A 19041-nucleotide genomic window follows, 5' to 3' on the forward strand; every position below is an offset into this window, starting at 1 on the left:
TTCGGCCCAGACCGCCGCTCAGTACGCCTGCACGACCCCGGTCGCCAGCAGGACGATGAGCACGGCGCCCAGACCCAGCCGGTACAGCACGAACGGCAGGAAGCTGCCGCGCTTGAGGTACTGCATGAGGAAGGCGATCACGGCGAGTCCGACACCGAATGCGACGGCCGTCGCGACGGCCGTCTCGCCGAGGCTGAAGACCGCCGAGCCCGGTTCGCGCAGCGCCTGCAGCAGCTCGTAGAGGCCGGAGCCGAAGACGGCCGGAACCGCGAGCAGGAAGGCGACCTCCGCGGCGGCGGGCCGCGTGTAGCCGAGCGCCAGCCCCATCGTGGTCGTCGCCCCCGAGCGCGACACGCCCGGCACGAGAGCGAGGGCCTGGGCGAAGCCCAGCGTGAGACCGTGCCCGTAGGTCATATCCTTCTCGGTTCGGACGCGGCGCCCGAGCGCGTCGGCGACGCCGAGCAGGATGCCGAAGACGATGAGGACGACCGCGACGAGCCAGAGGTTCCGGAAGGTGTCGCGGATGACGTCCTGGAAGAGGAACCCGAGGGCGCCGATCGGAACCGTCCCGATGATGACGACCCAGCCCAGGCGCACGTCGGGATCGTTGCGCGGGACGGAGCCGGTGAACGAGCGGAACCAGCGGCCGATGATCCGGGTGATCTTCTTCCAGAAGTACACGAGCACGGCGAGCTCGGTGCCGATCTGCGTGATCGCGGTGAACGTGGCGCCGGGGTCCTGCGCGGAGGGCAGGAACTCCCCCACGATGCGCAGGTGCGCGCTCGAGGAGATCGGCAGGAACTCGGTCAGGCCCTGGATCACGCCCAGGATGATGGCCTCGAGAAGCTGCATGGGGGCCTTTCAGTACGTGCGGATGAGATCGGCGAGCACGCGCTGGCCGAAGACGAGCGCATCGATCGGGACGCGCTCGTCGACACCGTGGAACATACCGGTGAAGTCGAGCTCGGGCGGGAGGCGCAACGGCGCGAAACCGAACCCGGCGATGCCGAGCTCCGCGAGGGCCTTGTTGTCGGTTCCGCCGCCCATGAGGTACGGCAGCACCGGCACACCGGGATCGTGGCGCCCGAGCGCGCCGACCATCGCGTCGACGAGGGACCCCTCGAAGGGGACCTCCAGGCCGATGTCTCGGTGCACGATCTCGATGCGGATGTCGTCGCCGACGATCCGCTGGATCTCCGCGAGGACAGCGTCCTCCTGACCCGGCAGGGTGCGCACGTCGATGGCGGCGGATGCGGCATCCGGAATCACGTTGTGCTTGTAGCCGGCGGCGAGTCCGGTCGGGTTCGCCGTCGTGCGGAACGTCGACGCGAGGAAGGGGCTCGTCGCGCCGGTGGCTGCGACGACCCCGTCCGGGTCGGCCGCGTCGCGACCGCTCAGGGCGGCGAGGTCGTCGACGAGCCGGCGGGTCGTCGACGTCAGCTCGATCGGCCACTGCGCGCGTCCGAGCCGGGCGACGGCCTCGCTGAGCCGCGTGATCGCGTTGTCGGGATGCAGCCGGCTTCCGTGACCGGCACGACCCGTCGCGTGCAGGCGGAGCCAGACCAGTGCCTTCTCCCCCACCTGGAGCAGATAGGCACGCCGCCCGTCGACGCCGATCGAGTACCCGCCCACTTCGCTGATCGCCTCGGTCGCTCCCGAGAACCACTCCGGCCGATCGCGGACGACCAGCTGAGAGCCCTCGACGCCGCCGTTCTCCTCGTCGGCGAAGAACGTGACGATGAGGTCCCGCTCCGGCTGCTGACCGGCGCGCAGGAGATCCGCGACCGACGTGAGGATCATCGCGTCCATGTTCTTCATGTCCACGGCGCCGCGACCCCACAGCATGCCGTCGCGGACGACACCGCCGAACGGGTCGACGCTCCAGTCCTCCGCGACCGCCGGGACCACGTCCAGGTGCCCGTGGAGGACGAGTGCCGGCTTGTCGCGGTTCGCGCCCGGGATGCGCACGCTCACGTTCGTGCGTCGTTCGACGGGCTCGTAGTACTCCGGGCGGAGCCCGAGCGACTCGAGGTAGGACCCGACGTACTCGGCCGCTTCGCGCTCGCCCCGGGACCGCCCCTCGCCGAAGTTCGTGGTGTCGAATCGGATGAGGTCTCGCGCGACGCGGGCGACCTCGGGGAGTTCGTCGAGCTCGGGCATGGTCCAACGCTACCCGCGACGCGCACGCCCGCCCGACCGCCGCATCGCACGCGGAAACGAAGAAGGCCCCGGCCGAGATCTGCATCTCGTCCGGGGCCTTCTCGCACTGTGCGCGAGGGGGGACTTGAACCCCCACGCCCTATACGGGCACTAGCACCTCAAGCTAGCGCGTCTACCTATTCCGCCACCCGCGCAGTGTTTTTCCGGTTGTTCCCAACCGAGGATCAACACTAACACGTCGCCGCGGTGCCGAAGAATCGGCGGCACGCCGGGCGTGGCGCGCGCAGATTCTCACGACCGCACGCGGGAGCGCAGAACGCCGATCCGCGCCTGGAGCTGGGCGACGGTCGCGTGCGAGACCGCCGGTCCACCGCACACGCGCCGCAGCTCGGCGTGGATCTGACCGTGCGGCTCGCCGCTCTGTCGGGCGTACAGCCCGACGAGGCTGTTCAGAAGCTGCCGCTGCTCCTTCAGGGATCGATGAAGCGGTTCGGGGAGTGTGCTCTGCGGCTCGGCGGGCTCGCTCGGCGCTCCCGCCTCCTTCTCGCGCGCCTCGCGAGCGGTCCGGTGACGGGACTGACGCGTCTGCCGCTGCATGAGGAGTTCGTGCACGTGCTCGGGTTCGAGCAGCCCCGGGATGCCGAGGAACTCCTCCTCCTCGGGGGTGCCGGGTACCGCGAGCTGACCGAACTCCGCCCCGTCGAACATCACGCGGTCGAAGTGGGCGACCGATCCGAGCGCCTGGAACGAGAACTCCTCGGTCAGCGCGTCGGACGCCTTGTCTTCGCTCTCGGCCTCGGCTAGGAGCGTGTCCTCGAGCCCGTCGTCGTCGCCCGATTCGCGATCGAGGGCATGGTCGCGCTGGCGCTCCATCTCGGACGCGAGGCCGAGCAGCACGGGAACGTTCGGGAGGAAGACGCTCGCCGTCTCACCGCGACGACGGGCGCGGACGAATCGTCCGATGGCCTGCGCGAAGAAGAGCGGGGTCGACGACGATGTGGCATACACGCCCACAGCCAGACGCGGCACGTCGACGCCTTCGGAGACCATCCGGACGGCGACCATCCAGCGCGTCGTCGCCTGCGCGAAGATCTCGATGTTGCCCGACGCGGCCTTGTCGTCCGAGAGCACGACCGTCGGTGCCTCGCCGGTGATCCGGTGCAGGATGTCGGCGTAGGCGCGAGCAGCCGTCTGATCCGTCGCGATCACGAGGCCGCCGGCATCCGGAACATCCTGGCGCACCTCGCTGAGGCGGCGATCGGCGGACTGCAGCACCGCGGGGATCCAGTCGCCCTCGGGGTTGAGAGCCGTCCGCCACGCCTGCGAGGTGATGTCCTTCGTGTTGTCCTGACCGAGGTGCGCCTCGAACTCGTCGCCGGTCTTCGTGCGCCACTTCATGTGGCCCGCGTACACGAGGAAGAGCACGGGCCGCACGACGCCGTCGGCGAGGGCGCGGCCGTACCCGTAGTTGAAGTCCGTGCGAGAGAGCCGGATGCCCTTGTCGTTGGGGTGGTACTCGACGAACGGGATCGGCGCGGTGTCGCTGCGGAACGGCGTGCCCGAGAGCAGCAGGCGCCGGGTCGCGCGGCCGTAGGCCTCGCGCAGTGCGTCTCCCCAGCTGAGGGCGTCACCGCCGTGGTGCACCTCGTCGAGGATGACGAGCGTGCGCGCGTCCATCGTCAGGCGCTGATGCACGGACGCCTTCACGGCGACCTGCGCGTAGGTCACGGCGACGCCCTGGTAGTGGCGGGCAGGCACGGCATGCCGGTTGCTGAAGCGCGGGTCGAGCCGGATGCCGACACGGCCGGCCGCATCCGCCCACTGGGTCTTCAGATGCTCGGTCGGGGCGACGACGACGATGCGGTCCACGACGTTCCGTCGCAGCAGCTCGGAGGCCAATCGGAGCGCGAAGGTCGTCTTGCCGGCGCCCGGGGTCGCGGCGGCGAGGAAGTCGCGCGGGCCGCGCCCGACCCCGTCGGGCCCGTCTGCCCCGAAGTACTGATCGAGCGCCTCGGCCTGCCACGCTCGCAGGCGCTGGGCCGTTCCCCACGGGGCGCGCTGCGGGAAGGAGGGCGACAGGTGCTCGGCGGCGAAGCTTCCGAAATGCTCCTGCTGGTCCTCTGTCACGAGGGACCACCTTAAACGACACCGCCCACACCGGCGCCCGCACGGGAGATAGCCTCGATGGAGCCGTGCCGATCGCGCGGCCGGAAGGTGGGAGTCGATGAGAAGGAACGAGCCGTCCGAGGACGCCGCCCGCAGTCCCTACGTCGCGAACGAGACGGCCCACCCGTGGCGCCGTATGGTCGCCATCGGCGACTCGTTCACGGAGGGCATCGGAGACCCCGAGCCGCACTCCCCCGGCGGCCACCGGGGCTGGGCCGATCGCGTCGCCGACGTGCTCGCCTCGCAGGTCCCGGACTTCGCCTACGCCAACCTCGCCGTCCGCGGCAAGCTGATCGGCCAGATCGTCGCGAACCAGATCGAGCCGGCCCTCGAGCTCAAGCCCGACCTCGTGACCTTCTCGGCGGGCGGCAACGACGTCATCCGACCGGGTGCCGATCCCGACGCGGTGGCCCAGCAGTTCGAGGATGCCGTCGTCCGCCTCGCGTCGACGGGGGCGACCCTCGTGCTGTTCACCGGCATCGACACGAACTTCACGCCGGTGTTCCGCGGCATCCGCGGCCGGGTGGCGATCTACAACGAGAACATCCGGGCGATCGCCGACCGGTACGACGCCATCGTCGCCGACCAGTGGGCGCTCAAAGAGGTGCAGGACATGCGCTTCTTCGACGACGACCGGCTGCACTACAACGCGCTCGGACACCACGAGATCGCCCGTATGGTGCTGCGCACGCTGAATGTGCCGAACGAGCTGCAGCCCATGCAGCCCGAGACGTTGCGCCCGCTCACCTGGCGCGCCGCTCGCGGCAACGATCTGGTGTGGGCGCGGGAGTACCTGGTGCCGTGGGTGCTCCGACGACTGCGGCACCAGTCCTCCGGCGACAACGTCACGGCGAAGCGTCCGGAGCCCCTTCCCGTCGCGCCCCGTCGCCCCGACGACCCCGGCAACTGAGATCGCGCCGCGGGGGCCGGCTTCAGCGCAGCGCCCAGAGCGCGACGGCGCTCGCCGCGGCGACGTTGAGCGAATCCACGCCGCCCGCCATGGGGATCGTCACGACCGTGTCGGCGGCGGCCAGAGCGCGGCGGCTGAGCCCGTCGCCCTCCGAGCCCAGGAGCAGCGCGAGGCGTTCGGGTCGCGCTGCGGCGAAGTCCTCGAGCGAGACGGCGTCGTCGGCGAGGGCCAGCGCGGCGAGATGGATGCCCGCGTCGCCCAGGATGCTGCGTGCCTCCGGCCAGGCGGGCAGCCGCGTCCACGGCACCTGGAAGACCGTCCCCATGCTGACCCGCACCGAACGGCGGTACAGCGGATCCGCGCAGCGCTCCGACACCAGCACGGCGTCGGCGCCGAGGCCGGCCGCCGCGCGGAAGGCGGCCCCGACGTTCGTGTGATCGACGATGTCCTCGAGGATGAGCACGAGGCGCGATCCCGCGACGACGTCGGCCGGCGCCGGCAGCTCGGGACGATGCATCGCGGCCAGCGCGCCCCGGTGCACGGCGTACCCCGTGAGCTGCTCGGCGACGGCGTCGGAGACGACGTACACGGGCGCGTCGCCCGCGAGGGGGATCGCGTCGTCCAGCCACTTCTCCTGCACGAGGAGCGAACGCGGCCGGTGGCCGGCGGCGCGGGCACGCGAGATGACCTTCGCCGACTCCGCCATGTACAGCCCGCCGGCCGGCTCCAGCACCCGGCGCAGGGCGACGTCGGTGAGGTCGCGGTAGTCCGCGAGGCGGGGGTCGGCGGGGTCGTCCACGGCGATGACAGGCACGCCCCCACTCTGACACGCGTCCCGAGCACGTCGACGCTCGTAGAGTGGGAGGCGTGCAGCATCCGAGTCCTCCGGTCGCCGACGGCGACGAGTTCGCGCGGGCGGTCGAGGCCCTGAGCGGCCGCCGGATCGCGGTGCTGACGGGCGCCGGGGTCTCGACTGATTCCGGCATCCCCGACTATCGCGGCGCCGGTGCGCCGGTTCGCACCCCCATGACCTCGCAGGAGTTCGCCGCCAGCGACACCGCTCGGCGGCGGTATTGGATCGGCAGTCACCTCGGCTGGAAGATCTTCGCCGCGGCGCATCCCAACGAGGGACACCTCGCCCTCGCCGACCTCGAGCGATCCGGCGTCGTGTCGGGCGTCATCACGCAGAACGTGGACGGGCTGCACCTGCGGGCGGGCAATCGCCGCGTGGTCGAGCTGCACGGCACGATGCGCCGCGCGTACTGCATGCACTGCGGGCAGGTCTTCGACCGCCGCGATCTCGCCGCACGCATCGAAGCCGACAATCCGTGGATCTCCGTCCCCGAGAACGTCGAGATCGGACCGGACGGCGATGTCCTGCCGGGCGCGAGTGATCAGTTCGTCGTGCCCCTGTGCACGGTGTGCGGGGGTGTCCTCAAGCCCGACGTCGTCTTCTTCGGCGAGTTCGTCCCCGTCGAGAAGTTCGCCGAGGCCGAGCAGCTGGTCCGGACGAGCGACGCGCTGCTGATCGCCGGGTCATCGCTCGTGGTCAATTCCGGTGTCCGCCTCGTCGAGCGCGCACGGCGGCGGCGCCTGCCCGTCGTCATCGTCAATCGCGGCGCGACGAGGTCGGACCCCAAGGCGACCGTCAAGATCGACGGCGGCGCGTCCGAGGTGCTGCGGGCGCTCGCCGACACCCTCCCCCGCCCGGCCTGACCCGGGGCGGCGCGTAGGCTCGAGGGGTGACGATCCTGACGCTCGTGAGACACGGTGAGACCGACTGGAACCGCGAGCGGCGGATCCAGGGGAGCACCGACATCCCCCTCAACGAGACGGGTCGCGATCAGGCGCGCGCGGTCGGGGCTGCTCTCCGCGCCGCGCTGCCCGCGGATGCGGCCCTCGCCGTCGCCTCGAGCGACCTCGCGCGAGCGCGGGAGACCGCCGAGCTGATCGCGTCCGCCCTCGAGGTGAGGCCGCCGCGCACCTACGCCGGACTCCGCGAACGCAACTACGGCGATGCGGAAGGCGTCGGCATCGAGGAGTTCCACGCGCGGTGGGGCGAGTGGGCCGTCGCCGACGTCCCCGGCGCCGAGCCCTGGCCCGATGTCCGTCGCCGTGCACTCGCCGCCCTCGGCGATGCCGTCGGCGACGCCCGTCGCCACCACGCATCCGCCTCCCCCGATCTCGTGGTCGTCGCTCACGGCGCGCTCATCCGCGAGGTCATCCGTCATGCGACCGGCGGGTCCTTCCCCGCGCAGGGCGTGCGGCTGGCCAACGGTTCGATCCACACCTTCCGCTGGGAGCGCGACCGGCTGAGCCTCATCGACTCGCCCGTCCTGCTGCCCGCATGACACCGACCCCCTGCGCGCGCCACCGGCGGCACCGACGGTCTCGTTCGATGCGCGCGTCATAGAGCGCACATCGCGTCGGATCGCGGCATCCGCGGTGCTAGCGTTCAGCGATATGGCAAGCCACGATTCCGTCGACCTCGCACTTCTCGATGCGCTGGCGGACGATCCCCGAGCGACCGTCGTCGCCCTCTCGGAACGACTCAGGATGTCGCGCAACACCATCCAGGCGCGCATGACACGGCTCGAGCGTTCGGGCGCGTTCCTGTCGTACGAACGCTCGATCTCGACGCGCTCGCTCGGGTTCCCGATCGAGGCCCTGGTGAGCGTCGTGCTGCGCCAGCCGGACCTCCCCCGGATCGCGGCCGAGCTCGAGCTGATCCCCGAGGTGATCCAGGCTCAGGGCCTCAGCGGCCAGGTCGACCTGATGGTGCGCGTCGTGGCGCGTGACACCCAGCATCTCTTCGCGATCGATGCACGCATCCTCGCGATCGACGGCGTCGAGCGCACCGAGACCTCGCTCATCATGGACGAGGTGATCTCGCATCGCGTCCGCCCGCTGCTGGAACAGGGTCGTCGACAGAGCTGAGCACCGTCGATTCCGCGGGATCGAGTCGGACGAGGACGACCCCGATCAGGATGAGCGCGCCGCCGAGGAACTGCACCGGAGCCGGCGCCTCGTTCAGCAGAAGCCACGCGAACCCGAGGGCGAAGAGCACCTCGGACAGCCCGATGAAGGATGCCAGCCGTGACCCCGTCCGGGGGACGGCCGTGACGCCGAGGGCGTAAGCGATGCCGGTCGCCGTTCCGACCCAGACGAGCACGAGCAGGGGCGGGACGTCGAGCCCGAGAACGGGCGCGAGGGCGCCGTCGACGGCGAACGGCAGGATGCCGGTGAGCAGCAGCAGCCCGATCGCGGCGGTCGCGACGACCATGCCGCCCGCGGCGAGCACCAGCGGCGGCAGCGCGTCGCCGGTTCGCTCGGCCATGACGAAGTAGACGCAGGTGCAGACGGCGGCCCCGAGGGCGAGGACGGTGCCCCAGGAGTCGAAGCGCGCCCCCGCGATGTCGACGACCAGCACGAGACCGAGCATCGCGACGACCGTGCCGGCCATCACGACGCGAGACGGGCGACGGCGGGTGCGCAGCCACACCCAGGCGACGAGGAGCACGGGGGCCAGGTACTGGATGAGGAGTGCGACGGCCACCGGCATCCGCTGCATCGCCGAGAAGTAGAACAGCTGACATCCCACGACCGGCATGAGGCCGAAAGCGAGGAACGAGAGCCCGTGCCGGCGGAACAGTCCGCGCTCTCGGGCGACGGCTCGAATGAGGAACGGCGAGAGGATGAGCGCCGCCATCCCGATGCGCACGAGGAGCGCCGTGCCGAGCGTCCACCCGTTCTCGAGGAGCGGCTTGACGAGCGGGCCGCTGGATGAGAACGCCAGAGCTGATGCGACGGCCATCGCCATACCGGCGGAGCGCCGACCCGCCGACAGCTGCCGAGGGACGTCGAGCGGAGCCGGGATGATGGGGAGGGACGCGGTGGGGTTCGTCATGAGCACCCTCGATTGTCAGCAGTGAAAGTGATTACGCTAGTGACAGTAGCGGGACGGATTGTCAGGAGTCAACATGGTTTTCATCAATGACACGCAGCTGTCGCTGCGAGCGACGGCCGCCCTCGTCAACACGCTCCCCCGCACGTCGGCGGGAACGGCCGACACGCTGATCGAGCGCGCCGACCTCGACGACTTCCTCGCCGACTTCGCCTTCACCGGGGCGATCGTGCGCGACGACACCGAGCTGCAGGAGATCCGCGCCATCCGGCCGCGACTCCGTCGCCTGTGGGATCTGGAACGAGACGAAGCGGTCGAGCACGTCAATGCGATGCTGCGGGACGGCGACGCTCAGCCGCAGCTCGTCATCCACGACGACTACGACTGGCACATCCACGCGACTCCCGGCGACGCTCCGCTGGCGACCCGCATCCTCGTCGAGGCCGCGATGGCCTTCGTCGACGTGATTCGCGCCGACGCCTACGACCGCGTCCGGGTGTGCGAGGCCGACGATTGCGCCGCCGTCTACGTGGACTTCTCGAAGAACGGCTCGAAGCGCTACTGCGACACCGGCAACTGCGGCAACCGCATGAACGTCATCGCGTATCGGCGCCGGAAGGCGGCAGGAACCGCCTGATCGCCGCGGCGGCCTCGGCCGGCGTCTCGTAGTGGATCAGGTGCCCCACGCCGTCGATCTCCACCAGCTCGGCATCGGGGAAGAGCGTGCGAAGGTGCCGCTCCGCCGCGATCGGCGTGATGTCGTCCTGAACGGCGGCGACGAGGAGCGTGGGCTGCGAGATGCTCGGCGCGAAGGCGCGCACATCATTCGAGACCGACGTTTTGAATGCATCGCGCAGCACGTCGCGGTCGGCGAAGCTCGAGAAGAAGGTGTCGTGCTGATCGTGCACGAATCGGCGGAGCGACGTGTCGCGGGTCTTGACCATGGCGAGGCTCATGACCCGCACGATCACCCGGTTGCGCAGCAGCGCCTCCCCTGCGCGACGCGGCAGGCGCGCACCGAGCGCGTAGTACCAGACGGCGAACCTCGTGAAGATGCCGCGCGGCCCCTCGAGCGCCGGTGCGCCGATCGGGTTGATGAGCACGAGGCGCGGAGTCGCGAGGCCCCCTGCCACCGCCGCTGCCGCGACGATCGAGCCGAACGAGTGGCCCACGACGACGGCGCCGGGTGCTGCGGCCGCGGCGAAGGCGGTCAGCCACTCCGCGTATGCCGCGAGATCGTGGGTGCGTCCCGGCAGCGGCGGGGTCTCGCCGAAGCCGGGCAGATCCGGCATCACGACGCGCACGTCGCCGAGATGGGCCACGACCGGCTCGAGTCCGTGGTGCTCACCGCGGAAGCCGTGAACGGCGAGGAGCGTCAGCGGGGCGTCGCTGCGCCCGTAGACCCAGTAGGCCGTCATCGCGCCCAGCACGTCCGCCTCGCGCCGTTCGACCGGGATGCGCGAGAGACGGTCTGCGTAGGGCGAGGGCGAAGACACGCTTCGAGTCTACGGATGCGGCGCGCCCCCGCAGCGGTGTCGGCGGGGCGTCCTAGCCTCGGAACGTGGAATCCGACCGCGCCCGACCCGACCCGCTGCCGGCTCTCGTCGACGAACAGCTCGACCTCTGGCCGGTCGAGGCGCCGGGGTGGTGCCGGCTCGTCGGGGTGTTCGACCTCGAGACGACCGGGGTCGACGTCACGTCGGACCGTATCGTCACGGCGCACGTCGGCCTGCTCGATGCCGAGGGCGGCGCCGTCAGCGCGCAGACCTGGTTGGCCGATCCCGGGGTCGACATCCCCGACGCCGCCGCCGCGATCCACGGCATCACGACCGAACGCGCCCGATGCGAGGGACGCCCCGTGGGAGAGGTCGTGTCGGAGGTGGTGACGGCTCTTCGCGGACTCTTCGACGCGGGCATCCCCGTCGTCGCCTACAACGCGCCGTTCGACTTCTCCCTGCTCAAGTACGAGGCGCTCCGCCACGGCATCGAGCCCATCCTCGACCCCTCGCCCGTCATCGACCCGCTCGTGATCGACAAGCGCTACGACCGCTACCGACGGGGCAAGCGAACGCTCGCGGTCGTCGCCGAGCATTACGCGGTCCTCCTCATGGGCGCGCACGAAGCCGCGGCCGACGCCATCGCGGCGGGCCGCGTGGCCCAAGTGCTCGCGACGCGGTTCGCCGACGGGCTGCCGCCCTCGGCTGCAGAGCTCCACACCCGGCAGATCGGGTGGGCGCGCGCTCAGGCGGCGAGCCTGAGCGAGTACTTCGTCAGCATCGGACGTCTCGACGCCGAGATCGACGGCGCCTGGCCCATCCGCTGAGCCGGCGGTGCTCACGAGCTCATCACGACGAGGAGGGCGGCCATCGCGATGATGACCGCCCTCCTGCGCATAGATCCTGGTCAGACCGCGGCGAGCTCGCCGGCGCGCTCTCGCGTGCGGATCGCCCGATTCACGCACGACACGATCGCCTTGAGGCTCGCCGTGGAGATGTCGCCGTCGATGCCGACGCCCCAGAGGCGCTGGTCGTCGACCTGAAGCTCGACGTAGGCCGCGGCCTGCGCGTCGCCACCCGAGCTCAGCGTGTGCTCCACGTAGTCGTAGAGCGAGATCTCGAAGCCGCGACGGCCCAGCACCTCGATGAAGGCCGCGATCGGACCGTTGCCCGAGCCCGAGACCTCGTCGCGCTCGTCGCCGTCGCGCAGGGTGACGTCCAGGCGGACGTCGCCGGACATGTCGCTCTGCGTGCGGGTCGCGAGGAGCTCGAATCGCCCCCACTTGTCGTGGTCGGCATCCGCCGGCAGATACTCGTCCGTGAAGATCGACCAGATCTGCGCGCTCGTGACCTCGCCGCCTTCGGCATCCGTCTTCTCCTGGACGACGCCGGAGAACTCGATCTGGAGCTTGCGAGGCAGGTCCAGCGCGTGGTCGCTCTTCAGCAGGTACGCGACTCCGCCCTTGCCGGACTGCGAATTCACTCGGATGACCGCTTCGTACGATCGGCCCAGGTCCTTCGGGTCGACGGGCAGATACGGCACCGACCACGCGATCTCGTCGATAGAGACATCCGCCGCGGCAGCCTGAGCCGCCATGGCCTCGAAGCCCTTCTTGATCGCGTCCTGGTGCGAGCCGCTGAAGGCGGTGAACACCAGGTCGCCCGCCCACGGGCTCCGCTCGGGAACCGGGAGCTGGTTGCAGTACTCGACGGTCCGCTTGATCCCATCGACGTCGCCGAAGTCGATCTGCGGGTCGATGCCCTGCGTGAACAGGTTGATGCCCAGCGCGACGAGGTCGACGTTCCCGGTACGTTCGCCGTTCCCGAACAGGCACCCTTCGATGCGGTCGGCCCCGGCCATGTAGCCGAGCTCGGCGGCGGCGATGGCGGTGCCGCGGTCGTTGTGGGGATGCAGCGACAGGATGACGTTCTCGCGGTGCGCCAGGTGCCGGCTCATCCACTCGATGGAGTCGGCGTACACGTTCGGCGTCGCCATCTCGACCGTGGCGGGAAGGTTGATGATGACCTTGCGATCGGGCGCGGGCTCGAAGATCTCGATCACCTGGTTGCAGACCTCGAGAGCGAAATCGAGCTCCGTCCCGGTGTAGCTTTCGGGCGAGTACTCGTAGTACACGGCCGTCTCGGGGATGGTCTTCTCGTACTCCCGACACAGGCGCGCACCCTCGAGGGCGATGTCGATGATCCCCTGGCGATCCGTGCGGAAGACGACCTCGCGCTGCAGCACGCTCGTGGAGTTGTACAGGTGGACGATGGCCTGCTTCGCACCGGCGATCGCCTCGTAGGTCCGCTTGATCAGATGATCGCGCGCCTGGGTCAGCACCTGGATGGTCACGTCGTCGGGGATCAGCCCGTCCTCGATCAGCTGCCGCACGAAGTCGAAGTCCGTCTGGCTCGCGCTCGGGAAGCCGACCTCGATCTCCTTGTAGCCCATCTTCACGAGCAGCTCGAACATCACGCGCTTGCGCTCGGGGCTCATCGGGTCGATGAGCGCCTGGTTGCCGTCGCGCAGATCGACGGCGCACCAGCGGGGCGCCGTCTCGATACGCCGCGACGGCCAGGTGCGGTCGGGCAGATCGACACGGATCTGCTCGTGGAACGGCCGATACTTGTGGATCGGCATGCCCGAGGGCTTCTGGGTGTTCTCCATGGTGGTCTCGCTCTTCCTCAGCGGGGATGGCGGGCCAACGCGAAGCTCCGCGACGAGGGAGGCCCTAGAACGAGGACTCGTCGCGGCGACTAAGAAGGAGAAGTCGGCCGAAGCGCATGCGCCCAGGCTACACCCGCTCGCGGGCCGCGCGCGCACGGGCGCGTCGTCGACGAGACGGCCCCGGCATCCGCGACACTGACGGAGTATGAGCACTCGTCCGATCTCCCGCGCCGTCACCGTGGTCACCATGACCGCTCTGCTGGCGACGGCCGGCTGCGCGACGACGGCTGCGGGCACCCCGTCGGAGCTCGTGCCCGACCCGCCCGCGGGCGAGGTCGTGGGCACCGGAACGGTGCTCGATGACGGCTCGGGAGCGCAGCTGTGCCTCGGCGGCGTCGCCGAGTCGCACCCTCCGCAGTGCAGCGGCCTGCCCCTCGCCGGATGGGACTGGTCCGCGCGCACCGACGCCGAGCGGGCGTCCGGCTCGACCTGGGGCTCGTATGCCGTGCAGGGAGATTTCGACGGCACGACGATCGCGGTCACGGCCGAACCCGTCCCGCTCGCGCTCTACGACGCCCTGCCCCTCCCCGACCCGACTGGCGGCGTACCGGGCACGGCCGACGACGCGACCCTGCGGACCGTCGAAGAACGCGTTCGCGACACCCTCGGTGACACCGTCCTGGCATCCGGCGCCTACGACGGCCGCCTGTGGGTCACGGTCGTCTGGGACGACGGCACCCTGCAGAGGGCGGCGGATGCCGAGTTCGGCGACGACGTGGTCGTCGTGCAGTCGGCTCTCCGCCCGATCGGCGAGAGCTAGAAGCCCAGCCGCCCCAGCTGCTTGGGGTCGCGCTGCCATTCCTTGGCGACCCGCACGCGCAGCGACAGGAAGACACGGGTCCCGACGAGCGGCTCGATCTGCGTGCGCGCACGGGCGCCGACGTCACGCAGGCGGCTGCCGCCGCGACCGATGATGATCGCCTTCTGGCTGTCGCGCTCGACGACGATGTTCGCGAACACGTCGGTGAGGTCGGAGTCCTCGCGCCGCGACAGGTCCTCGATGGTCACCGCGATGGAGTGCGGCAGTTCGTCGCGGACGCCGTCGAGGGCGGCCTCGCGGATGATCTCCGCGATCCGGTCCTCGGTCGACTCGTCGGTCACGATGTCGTCGGGATAGAGCGCGGGTCCTGCGGGCATGAGGCCGAGCAGCTCGTCCGAGAGGATGTCGAGCTGGTCGGTGGTCACAGCCGAGAGCGGGATCACGGCGGCCCAGTCCTCCCGGAGGCTGTCGACCTCCATGAGGCGCTCCATGATCTCGTCGCGGGATGCGATGTCGGTCTTGGTGACGATCGCCACCTTCTTCGCGCGCGGGTATCCGTCGAGCGACGCCGCGATGCGCCGGTCTCCGGGGCCGACCTTGTCGACGGCGGGGACGAGGAACCCGATGACGTCGACATCGCCCAGCACCTGCTCGACGAGATCGTTGAGGCGCTGCCCCAGCAGGGTGCGAGGCTTGTGGATGCCGGGGGTGTCGACGATCACGAGCTGCCCGGTGGGACGGTTCAGGATGCCGCGGATCGCCCGGCGCGTCGTCTGCGGCTTGTCGCTGGTGATCGCGACCTTCTCGCCGACGAGCGCGTTCGTGAGCGTCGACTTGCCCACGTTGGGCCGGCCGACGAAGGTGACGAAGCCGGAACGGTGGGGGTGGGTCATCTCTGCTCTCCCTGGGATGCGACGCGGATCGATCCGGTCGAGGTGGTGGCGGTGTCGTCGTCCTCGAGCGGCGCGCGCTCGACGAAGACCGTCGCGAGGCCCCGGCCGCGTCCCCGCGAGGCGCCTCCGGTGATGCGGAGTCCCGAGACGACGACGCTCGCGCCCGGCAGCGGGATCCGCCCGAGGCTCTTGCCGAGCAGACCGCCGATGGAATCGATGTCGTCGTCTTCGAGCTCGAGGCCGAACAGATCGCCGACCTCGTCGAGGCCGAGGCGGGCGCTCACGCGGTATCGCCCCGGCTGCAGTTCGACGACCTCGGCGGCACCGCGGTCGTACTCGTCGGCGATCTCGCCCACGAGCTCTTCGATCAGGTCCTCGAGCGTGATGAGGCCGGCGACCCCGCCGTACTCGTCGATGACGAGGCAGACGTGGACGGCATCCTTCTTCATCTGCTGGAGCAGGGTCTCGGCGCGCATCGACTCCGGGACGAAGACCGCGGCACGCGCGACCTGGCCGACGGGCACATCCCGCCACCCGCGAGCCTCGGCGTAGGAGAACTGAACGAGATCCTTCAGGTAGACGACGCCGACGATGTCGTCGTGCTCGTCATCGGTGACCGGCACCCGCGAGACCCCGCGCTCGAGGAACAGGGCCATGGCCTCGTGCGTCGTGGCGGTCTGCGGAACGGTGACCATGTCGGTGCGGGGCACCATCACGGTCCGGACGAAGGTGTCGGTGAAGTCGAACACCGAGTGGATGAGATCGCGGTCGTCCGCCTCGATGAGGTCCTGCGAGGCGGCCTCGTCGACCATGCTGAGAAGCTGCTCTTCCGAGGCGAAGGACGTGCTGCGCGAGATTCCCGGGGTCACACGATTGCCCACGATGACGAGGAGGTGCGCGAGCGGACCGAGGAAGAGGCGGGCGCCCCGCACGATCGGGGCGCAGGCGATCAGCAGGCCGCGCGCATGCTGGCGTCCGACCGAGCGCGGGCTCGCGCCGACGAGGACGAACGAGACGGCGGTCATGAGGAGCGCGGCGACGAGGATCGCCCACCAGAGGTTCTGGAGCGCGATCGTGAGAGCGGCGGTCACGAACACCGCTGCGGTCGATTCGGTCAGGATGCGGATGAAGACGACCGCATTTCCGTGCGCCGCCGGATCGTCGGCGATCCGACGCAGCGCCGCCGCGTTCCGGCCGCGTTCGGCCCAATCCCCGAGGTCGGCTCGGGAGGTGACGCCCAGCGCCGCGTCGAGCGCCGCCATCAGACCCCCGAGAGCCACCAGGAGGACGGCGCCGAGGGCGAGGACGAGTTCGGTCACGACCGGCGGCGCTCGCTGGCGCCGAAGGCCGCGATGAGCTCGCGCTGGAGCCCGAACATCTCGCGCTCCTCGTCGGGCTCGGCATGGTCGTACCCGAGCAGGTGCAGCAGCCCGTGCGTGGTGAGGAGGACGAGCTCGTCGAGCGTCGTGTGCCGCGCGGCCTGGGCCTGCGTCTCGGCCACCTGGGGGCACAGCACGATGTCGCCGAGGAGCCCGGGCGGGGTCGGCGCCTCCTCGGTGCCGGGCCGCAGCTCGTCCATCGGGAAGCTGAGGACGTCGGTGGGTCCCGGTTCGTCCATCCACTGCACGTGGAGCGACTCCATCGCACCCTCGTCGACCAGCAGGATCGCCAGATCGGCGTCGGCGCTCACGTTCAGCTGCGCGAGGTTGTGCTCGGTCAGGCGCAGCAGCACCGTCTCGTCGACCTCGACGCCGGATTCGTTCGTGATCTCGATCGTCATGATGAGCGTCCTCGTTTCGGGAGACGGTCGCGCGGCCCGGCCGGGCGCGCGCTCGAGCGCCGCTCGGCGCGATTGGCGAACTCGGTCGCTTCGTCGCGCTCGCGCCGGGAGGCGAGACGCTGCTCGTCGTACTCGCTGTACGCGTCGACGATGCGGCCCACGAGCGTGTGACGGACGACATCGTCGCTCGTCAGGGTCGCGAAGTGGATGTCGTCGACGTTCTTGAGCACCCGGGTGACCGTGCGCAGTCCGGATGCACCCTGCGGCAGGTCGACCTGCGTGATGTCGCCGGTCACGACCATCCGGGTGCCGAACCCGAGGCGTGTGAGGAACATCTTCATCTGCTCGGGCGTCGTGTTCTGCGCCTCGTCGAGCACCACGAAGGAATCGTTCAGCGTGCGACCGCGCATGTAGGCCAGCGGCGCGACCTCGATCGTGCCGGTCGCCATGAGCTTCGGCACGAGCTCGGGGTCGAGCATCTCGTTGAGGGCGTCGTAGAGCGGGCGGAGGTACGGGTCGATCTTGTCGGTCAGCGTGCCCGGCAGGAACCCGAGACGCTCGCCGGCTTCGACGGCGGGCCGGGTCAGGATGATGCGATTGACCTCTTTGCGCTGCAGCGCCTGGACCGCCTTCGCCATCGCGAGATAGGTCTTGCCCGTGCCGGCGGGGCCGATGCCGAACACGATCGTGTTCTCATCGATCGAGTCGACATACGCCTTCTGCCCCAGGGTCTTCGGCCGGATGACGCGCCCGCGTGACGACAGGATCGCCTCACCGAGCACCTCGGAGGGCCGCAGGCCATCGTCGCCGGACCGTCGCTGCAGGATGCGGCTGCTCGTCGTCACGTCGCTCGGGTCGAGACCCTGGCCCGCCCGCGCCATCGCGATGAGCTCGTCGACGAGCGATCGCGCTGCGGAGACGGCGTCGGCCGAACCCGTGAGGGTGATCTCGTTCCCGCGCACCAGCACGTCGACGTCGGGATGCTCCCGCTCGACGACCCGGAGCAGCCGGTCCTGCGGGCCGAGGAGCTGCACCATCGCGACTCCGTCGGCGAGGATCGTGGCGACGGTCGGCTCGGACGCGCCGGAGTGCTCGGACGCCTCAGGCACCGAGGCTCCCTTCTGCCAGGTTCCCGGCCAGCACGTGGGCGTGGACGTGGAAAACGGTCTGTCCGGCGCCGGCGCCGGTGTTGAAGACGAGTCGGAAATCCCCGTCGGCGTGCTCGGCCGCGACGGCGTTGGCGAGTCCGACGAGCTCGGTGAGCAGGTCGGGATCGCCGGCCGCCAGCTCCACGACGTTGCGGTAGCGCTCGGTCTTGGGGATCACGAGCAGGTGCACGGGAGCCTGCGGTGCGATGTCGCGGATCGCGAACACGTTCTCGGTCTCGGCGATGATCTCCGACGGAATCTCGCCCGTCAGGATGCGTGTGAAGACGGACGGCTCAGACATGCTCCCAGTCTATCCGCGGCGTCGCCGCGGCGGCCGTTCGACGCTGCCGCTCGCGCGCCGTCACCACCGGCCGAGCCGGAGATTGAGGGCGACGATCGCGGCGGCACCGGCCGTGGACGTGCGCAGCACGGTCGAACCGAGTCGGACGCTCTCGGCCCCGGCGGCCGCCAGTGCCGCAGACTCCTCGGCCGCGATCCCGCCCTCGGGACCGACGACGAGCACGATGTCGCGGGCATCCACCGGGTCGTGGGGGGCGCTGCCGAGCGTCGTCGACGCGTAAGGGTCGAGGAGCATCATCCTGCTCCGGCCGGCGAGCTCCACGAGCCCGTCCAGCCGAACCGGCTCCCGCACGGTCGGCACCCATGCGCGGTGAGCCTGCTTCGCGGCTTCGCGCACGATGGTCGACCACCGCGCGACGCCCTTGGCCTCTTTGCCGTCCCAGCGCGAGACGCTGCGCGCCGCCTGCCAGGGGACGATCTCGGCGACTCCGAGCTCCGTCGCGGCCTGGACCGCCAGCTCGTCGCGATCACCCTTCGCGAGGGCCTGGACGAGCACGATGCGCGGGTTGTCGTCGGCGATGTCGGCACGCCGCAGGACGCGCACGACGACCTCGCGCGGCGACGCCGACACGACCACGGCCGTGAGCCACGCGCCGCGACCGTCGCCGAGCGTCACCTCCTCATCGATGCGGATGCGGCGCACCGCCGCCGCGTGGTGCGCCTCGGTCCCGGTCAGCGTCACCTCGTCGCCCGCACTCGCGCGTGCTGCGTCGTCGGCGAGGAAGTGCAGCGCCAC

At 70.4% G+C, this 19041-nt stretch carries 20 protein-coding genes and 1 tRNA gene; 7 read left to right on the forward strand and 14 right to left on the reverse strand.

The features are described 5' to 3' along the window. Positions 1–18 precede the first annotated feature (18 nt). The 4 genes from F6B42_RS07105 to F6B42_RS07120 form a co-directional block, all read right to left on the reverse strand. Entirely contained in the window at positions 19–852 is an 834-nt protein-coding gene (locus F6B42_RS07105; RefSeq protein WP_150418935.1) for an undecaprenyl-diphosphate phosphatase, read from the reverse strand. A gap of 9 nt (positions 853–861) precedes the next feature. Further along, positions 862–2160 carry a M20/M25/M40 family metallo-hydrolase gene (locus F6B42_RS07110; protein ID WP_150418936.1) on the reverse strand — a complete coding sequence of 433 codons (1299 nt, stop codon included), beginning with the start codon at positions 2158–2160 and terminating at the stop codon, positions 862–864. A gap of 109 nt (positions 2161–2269) precedes the next feature. Continuing rightward, a tRNA-Leu gene (locus tag F6B42_RS07115) sits at positions 2270–2354 on the reverse strand. A gap of 97 nt (positions 2355–2451) precedes the next feature. After that, complete coding sequence (locus F6B42_RS07120) at positions 2452–4287, reverse strand: DEAD/DEAH box helicase (RefSeq protein WP_150418937.1); 1836 nt, start codon at positions 4285–4287, stop codon at positions 2452–2454. A gap of 97 nt (positions 4288–4384) precedes the next feature. Between F6B42_RS07120 and F6B42_RS07125 the strand changes: the two genes are divergently transcribed. Next, entirely contained in the window at positions 4385–5236 is an 852-nt protein-coding gene (locus F6B42_RS07125; RefSeq protein ID WP_150418938.1) for an SGNH/GDSL hydrolase family protein, read from the forward strand. Between the two features lie 22 nt (positions 5237–5258). Here F6B42_RS07125 and F6B42_RS07130 read toward each other — a convergent pair whose 3' ends face one another. Next, positions 5259–6050, reverse strand: coding sequence for a TrmH family RNA methyltransferase (locus F6B42_RS07130; RefSeq protein ID WP_150418939.1), 792 nt, complete (start codon positions 6048–6050; stop codon positions 5259–5261). Between the two features lie 53 nt (positions 6051–6103). On the opposite strand from F6B42_RS07130, the gene F6B42_RS07135 reads away from it, so the two are divergent. The 3 genes from F6B42_RS07135 to F6B42_RS07145 all read left to right on the forward strand — a co-directional run bounded on the left by F6B42_RS07135 (position 6104) and on the right by F6B42_RS07145 (position 8173). Continuing rightward, entirely contained in the window at positions 6104–6952 is an 849-nt protein-coding gene (locus tag F6B42_RS07135; RefSeq protein ID WP_150418940.1) for a Sir2 family NAD-dependent protein deacetylase, read from the forward strand. A gap of 26 nt (positions 6953–6978) precedes the next feature. After that, complete coding sequence (locus F6B42_RS07140) at positions 6979–7587, forward strand: histidine phosphatase family protein (RefSeq protein ID WP_150418941.1); 609 nt, start codon at positions 6979–6981, stop codon at positions 7585–7587. A 112-nt stretch (positions 7588–7699) separates the two neighbouring features. Next, entirely contained in the window at positions 7700–8173 is a 474-nt protein-coding gene (locus F6B42_RS07145) for an Lrp/AsnC family transcriptional regulator (protein WP_150418942.1), read from the forward strand. Here F6B42_RS07145 and F6B42_RS07150 read toward each other — a convergent pair. Beyond that, complete coding sequence (locus F6B42_RS07150) at positions 8109–9143, reverse strand: DMT family transporter (protein WP_150418943.1); 1035 nt, start codon at positions 9141–9143, stop codon at positions 8109–8111. The two genes, F6B42_RS07145 and F6B42_RS07150, sit on opposite strands and share 65 nt — an antisense overlap. 73 nt (positions 9144–9216) lie before the next feature. Between F6B42_RS07150 and F6B42_RS07155 the strand changes: the two genes are divergently transcribed. After that, the gene (locus tag F6B42_RS07155) at positions 9217–9777 is read left to right on the forward strand and encodes a CGNR zinc finger domain-containing protein (protein WP_150418944.1); all 561 of its coding nucleotides are present in this window, start codon (positions 9217–9219) and stop codon (positions 9775–9777) included. Here the strand turns inward: F6B42_RS07155 and F6B42_RS07160 are convergent. Then, on the reverse strand, positions 9737–10636 hold the full coding sequence (locus F6B42_RS07160) for an alpha/beta fold hydrolase (RefSeq protein WP_150418945.1): 900 nt from the start codon (positions 10634–10636) through the stop codon (positions 9737–9739). The genes F6B42_RS07155 and F6B42_RS07160 overlap by 41 nt on opposite strands. Before the next feature lie 95 nt (positions 10637–10731). Here F6B42_RS07160 and F6B42_RS07165 point away from each other — a divergent pair, with 95 nt between their 5' ends. Then, positions 10732–11463, forward strand: a complete 732-nt coding sequence (locus tag F6B42_RS07165; RefSeq protein ID WP_396652464.1) for an exonuclease domain-containing protein — start codon at positions 10732–10734, stop codon at positions 11461–11463. Between the two features lie 80 nt (positions 11464–11543). On the opposite strand, the gene leuA is transcribed toward F6B42_RS07165, so the two are convergent. Continuing rightward, a complete protein-coding gene (leuA, locus tag F6B42_RS07170) occupies positions 11544–13304 on the reverse strand; it encodes a 2-isopropylmalate synthase (RefSeq protein ID WP_150418947.1) in 1761 nt (586 codons plus the stop codon). Positions 13305–13509: 205 nt separating this feature from the next. Here leuA and F6B42_RS07175 point away from each other — a divergent pair, with 205 nt between their 5' ends. Next, positions 13510–14124, forward strand: a complete 615-nt coding sequence (locus F6B42_RS07175; protein ID WP_150418948.1) for a hypothetical protein — start codon at positions 13510–13512, stop codon at positions 14122–14124. Here F6B42_RS07175 and era read toward each other — a convergent pair. The 6 genes from era to F6B42_RS07205 form a co-directional block, all read right to left on the reverse strand. Continuing rightward, complete coding sequence (gene era / locus F6B42_RS07180) at positions 14121–15017, reverse strand: GTPase Era (protein WP_150418949.1); 897 nt, start codon at positions 15015–15017, stop codon at positions 14121–14123. The two genes, F6B42_RS07175 and era, sit on opposite strands and share 4 nt — an antisense overlap. Continuing rightward, on the reverse strand, positions 15014–16336 hold the full coding sequence (locus F6B42_RS07185) for a hemolysin family protein (RefSeq protein WP_150418950.1): 1323 nt from the start codon (positions 16334–16336) through the stop codon (positions 15014–15016). Before F6B42_RS07185 ends, era begins: the two co-directional genes overlap by 4 nt. Then, the gene (ybeY, locus tag F6B42_RS07190) at positions 16333–16797 is read right to left on the reverse strand and encodes an rRNA maturation RNase YbeY (RefSeq protein ID WP_150418951.1); all 465 of its coding nucleotides are present in this window, start codon (positions 16795–16797) and stop codon (positions 16333–16335) included. Before ybeY ends, F6B42_RS07185 begins: the two co-directional genes overlap by 4 nt. Continuing rightward, positions 16794–17834, reverse strand: coding sequence for a PhoH family protein (locus F6B42_RS07195; RefSeq protein WP_150419550.1), 1041 nt, complete (start codon positions 17832–17834; stop codon positions 16794–16796). The genes ybeY and F6B42_RS07195 overlap by 4 nt, the downstream gene beginning before the upstream one ends. A 64-nt stretch (positions 17835–17898) precedes the next feature. Continuing rightward, the gene (locus F6B42_RS07200) at positions 17899–18246 is read right to left on the reverse strand and encodes an HIT domain-containing protein (RefSeq protein WP_150418952.1); all 348 of its coding nucleotides are present in this window, start codon (positions 18244–18246) and stop codon (positions 17899–17901) included. A gap of 60 nt (positions 18247–18306) precedes the next feature. Then, positions 18307–19041, reverse strand: a complete 735-nt coding sequence (locus F6B42_RS07205) for a 16S rRNA (uracil(1498)-N(3))-methyltransferase (RefSeq protein WP_150418953.1) — start codon at positions 19039–19041, stop codon at positions 18307–18309.

The organism is Microbacterium radiodurans, from assembly GCF_008710705.1.
GTDB classification, from domain to species: Bacteria; Actinomycetota; Actinomycetes; order Actinomycetales; family Microbacteriaceae; genus Microbacterium; species Microbacterium radiodurans.

Coding starts and splice junctions, on each gene's coding strand:
- F6B42_RS07105 (WP_150418935.1), bottom strand. CDS start 852: ATGCAGCTTCTCGAGGCCATCATCCTGGGCGTGATCCAGGGCCTGACC.
- F6B42_RS07110 (WP_150418936.1), bottom strand. CDS start 2,160: ATGCCCGAGCTCGACGAACTCCCCGAGGTCGCCCGCGTCGCGCGAGAC.
- F6B42_RS07125 (WP_150418938.1), top strand. CDS start 4,385: ATGAGAAGGAACGAGCCGTCCGAGGACGCCGCCCGCAGTCCCTACGTC.
- F6B42_RS07145 (WP_150418942.1), top strand. CDS start 7,700: ATGGCAAGCCACGATTCCGTCGACCTCGCACTTCTCGATGCGCTGGCG.
- F6B42_RS07150 (WP_150418943.1), bottom strand. CDS start 9,143: ATGACGAACCCCACCGCGTCCCTCCCCATCATCCCGGCTCCGCTCGAC.
- F6B42_RS07155 (WP_150418944.1), top strand. CDS start 9,217: ATGGTTTTCATCAATGACACGCAGCTGTCGCTGCGAGCGACGGCCGCC.
- leuA (WP_150418947.1), bottom strand. CDS start 13,304: ATGGAGAACACCCAGAAGCCCTCGGGCATGCCGATCCACAAGTATCGG.
- F6B42_RS07175 (WP_150418948.1), top strand. CDS start 13,510: ATGAGCACTCGTCCGATCTCCCGCGCCGTCACCGTGGTCACCATGACC.
- era (WP_150418949.1), bottom strand. CDS start 15,017: ATGACCCACCCCCACCGTTCCGGCTTCGTCACCTTCGTCGGCCGGCCC.
- ybeY (WP_150418951.1), bottom strand. CDS start 16,797: ATGACGATCGAGATCACGAACGAATCCGGCGTCGAGGTCGACGAGACG.
- F6B42_RS07195 (WP_150419550.1), bottom strand. CDS start 17,834: ATGGTGCAGCTCCTCGGCCCGCAGGACCGGCTGCTCCGGGTCGTCGAG.
- F6B42_RS07200 (WP_150418952.1), bottom strand. CDS start 18,246: ATGTCTGAGCCGTCCGTCTTCACACGCATCCTGACGGGCGAGATTCCG.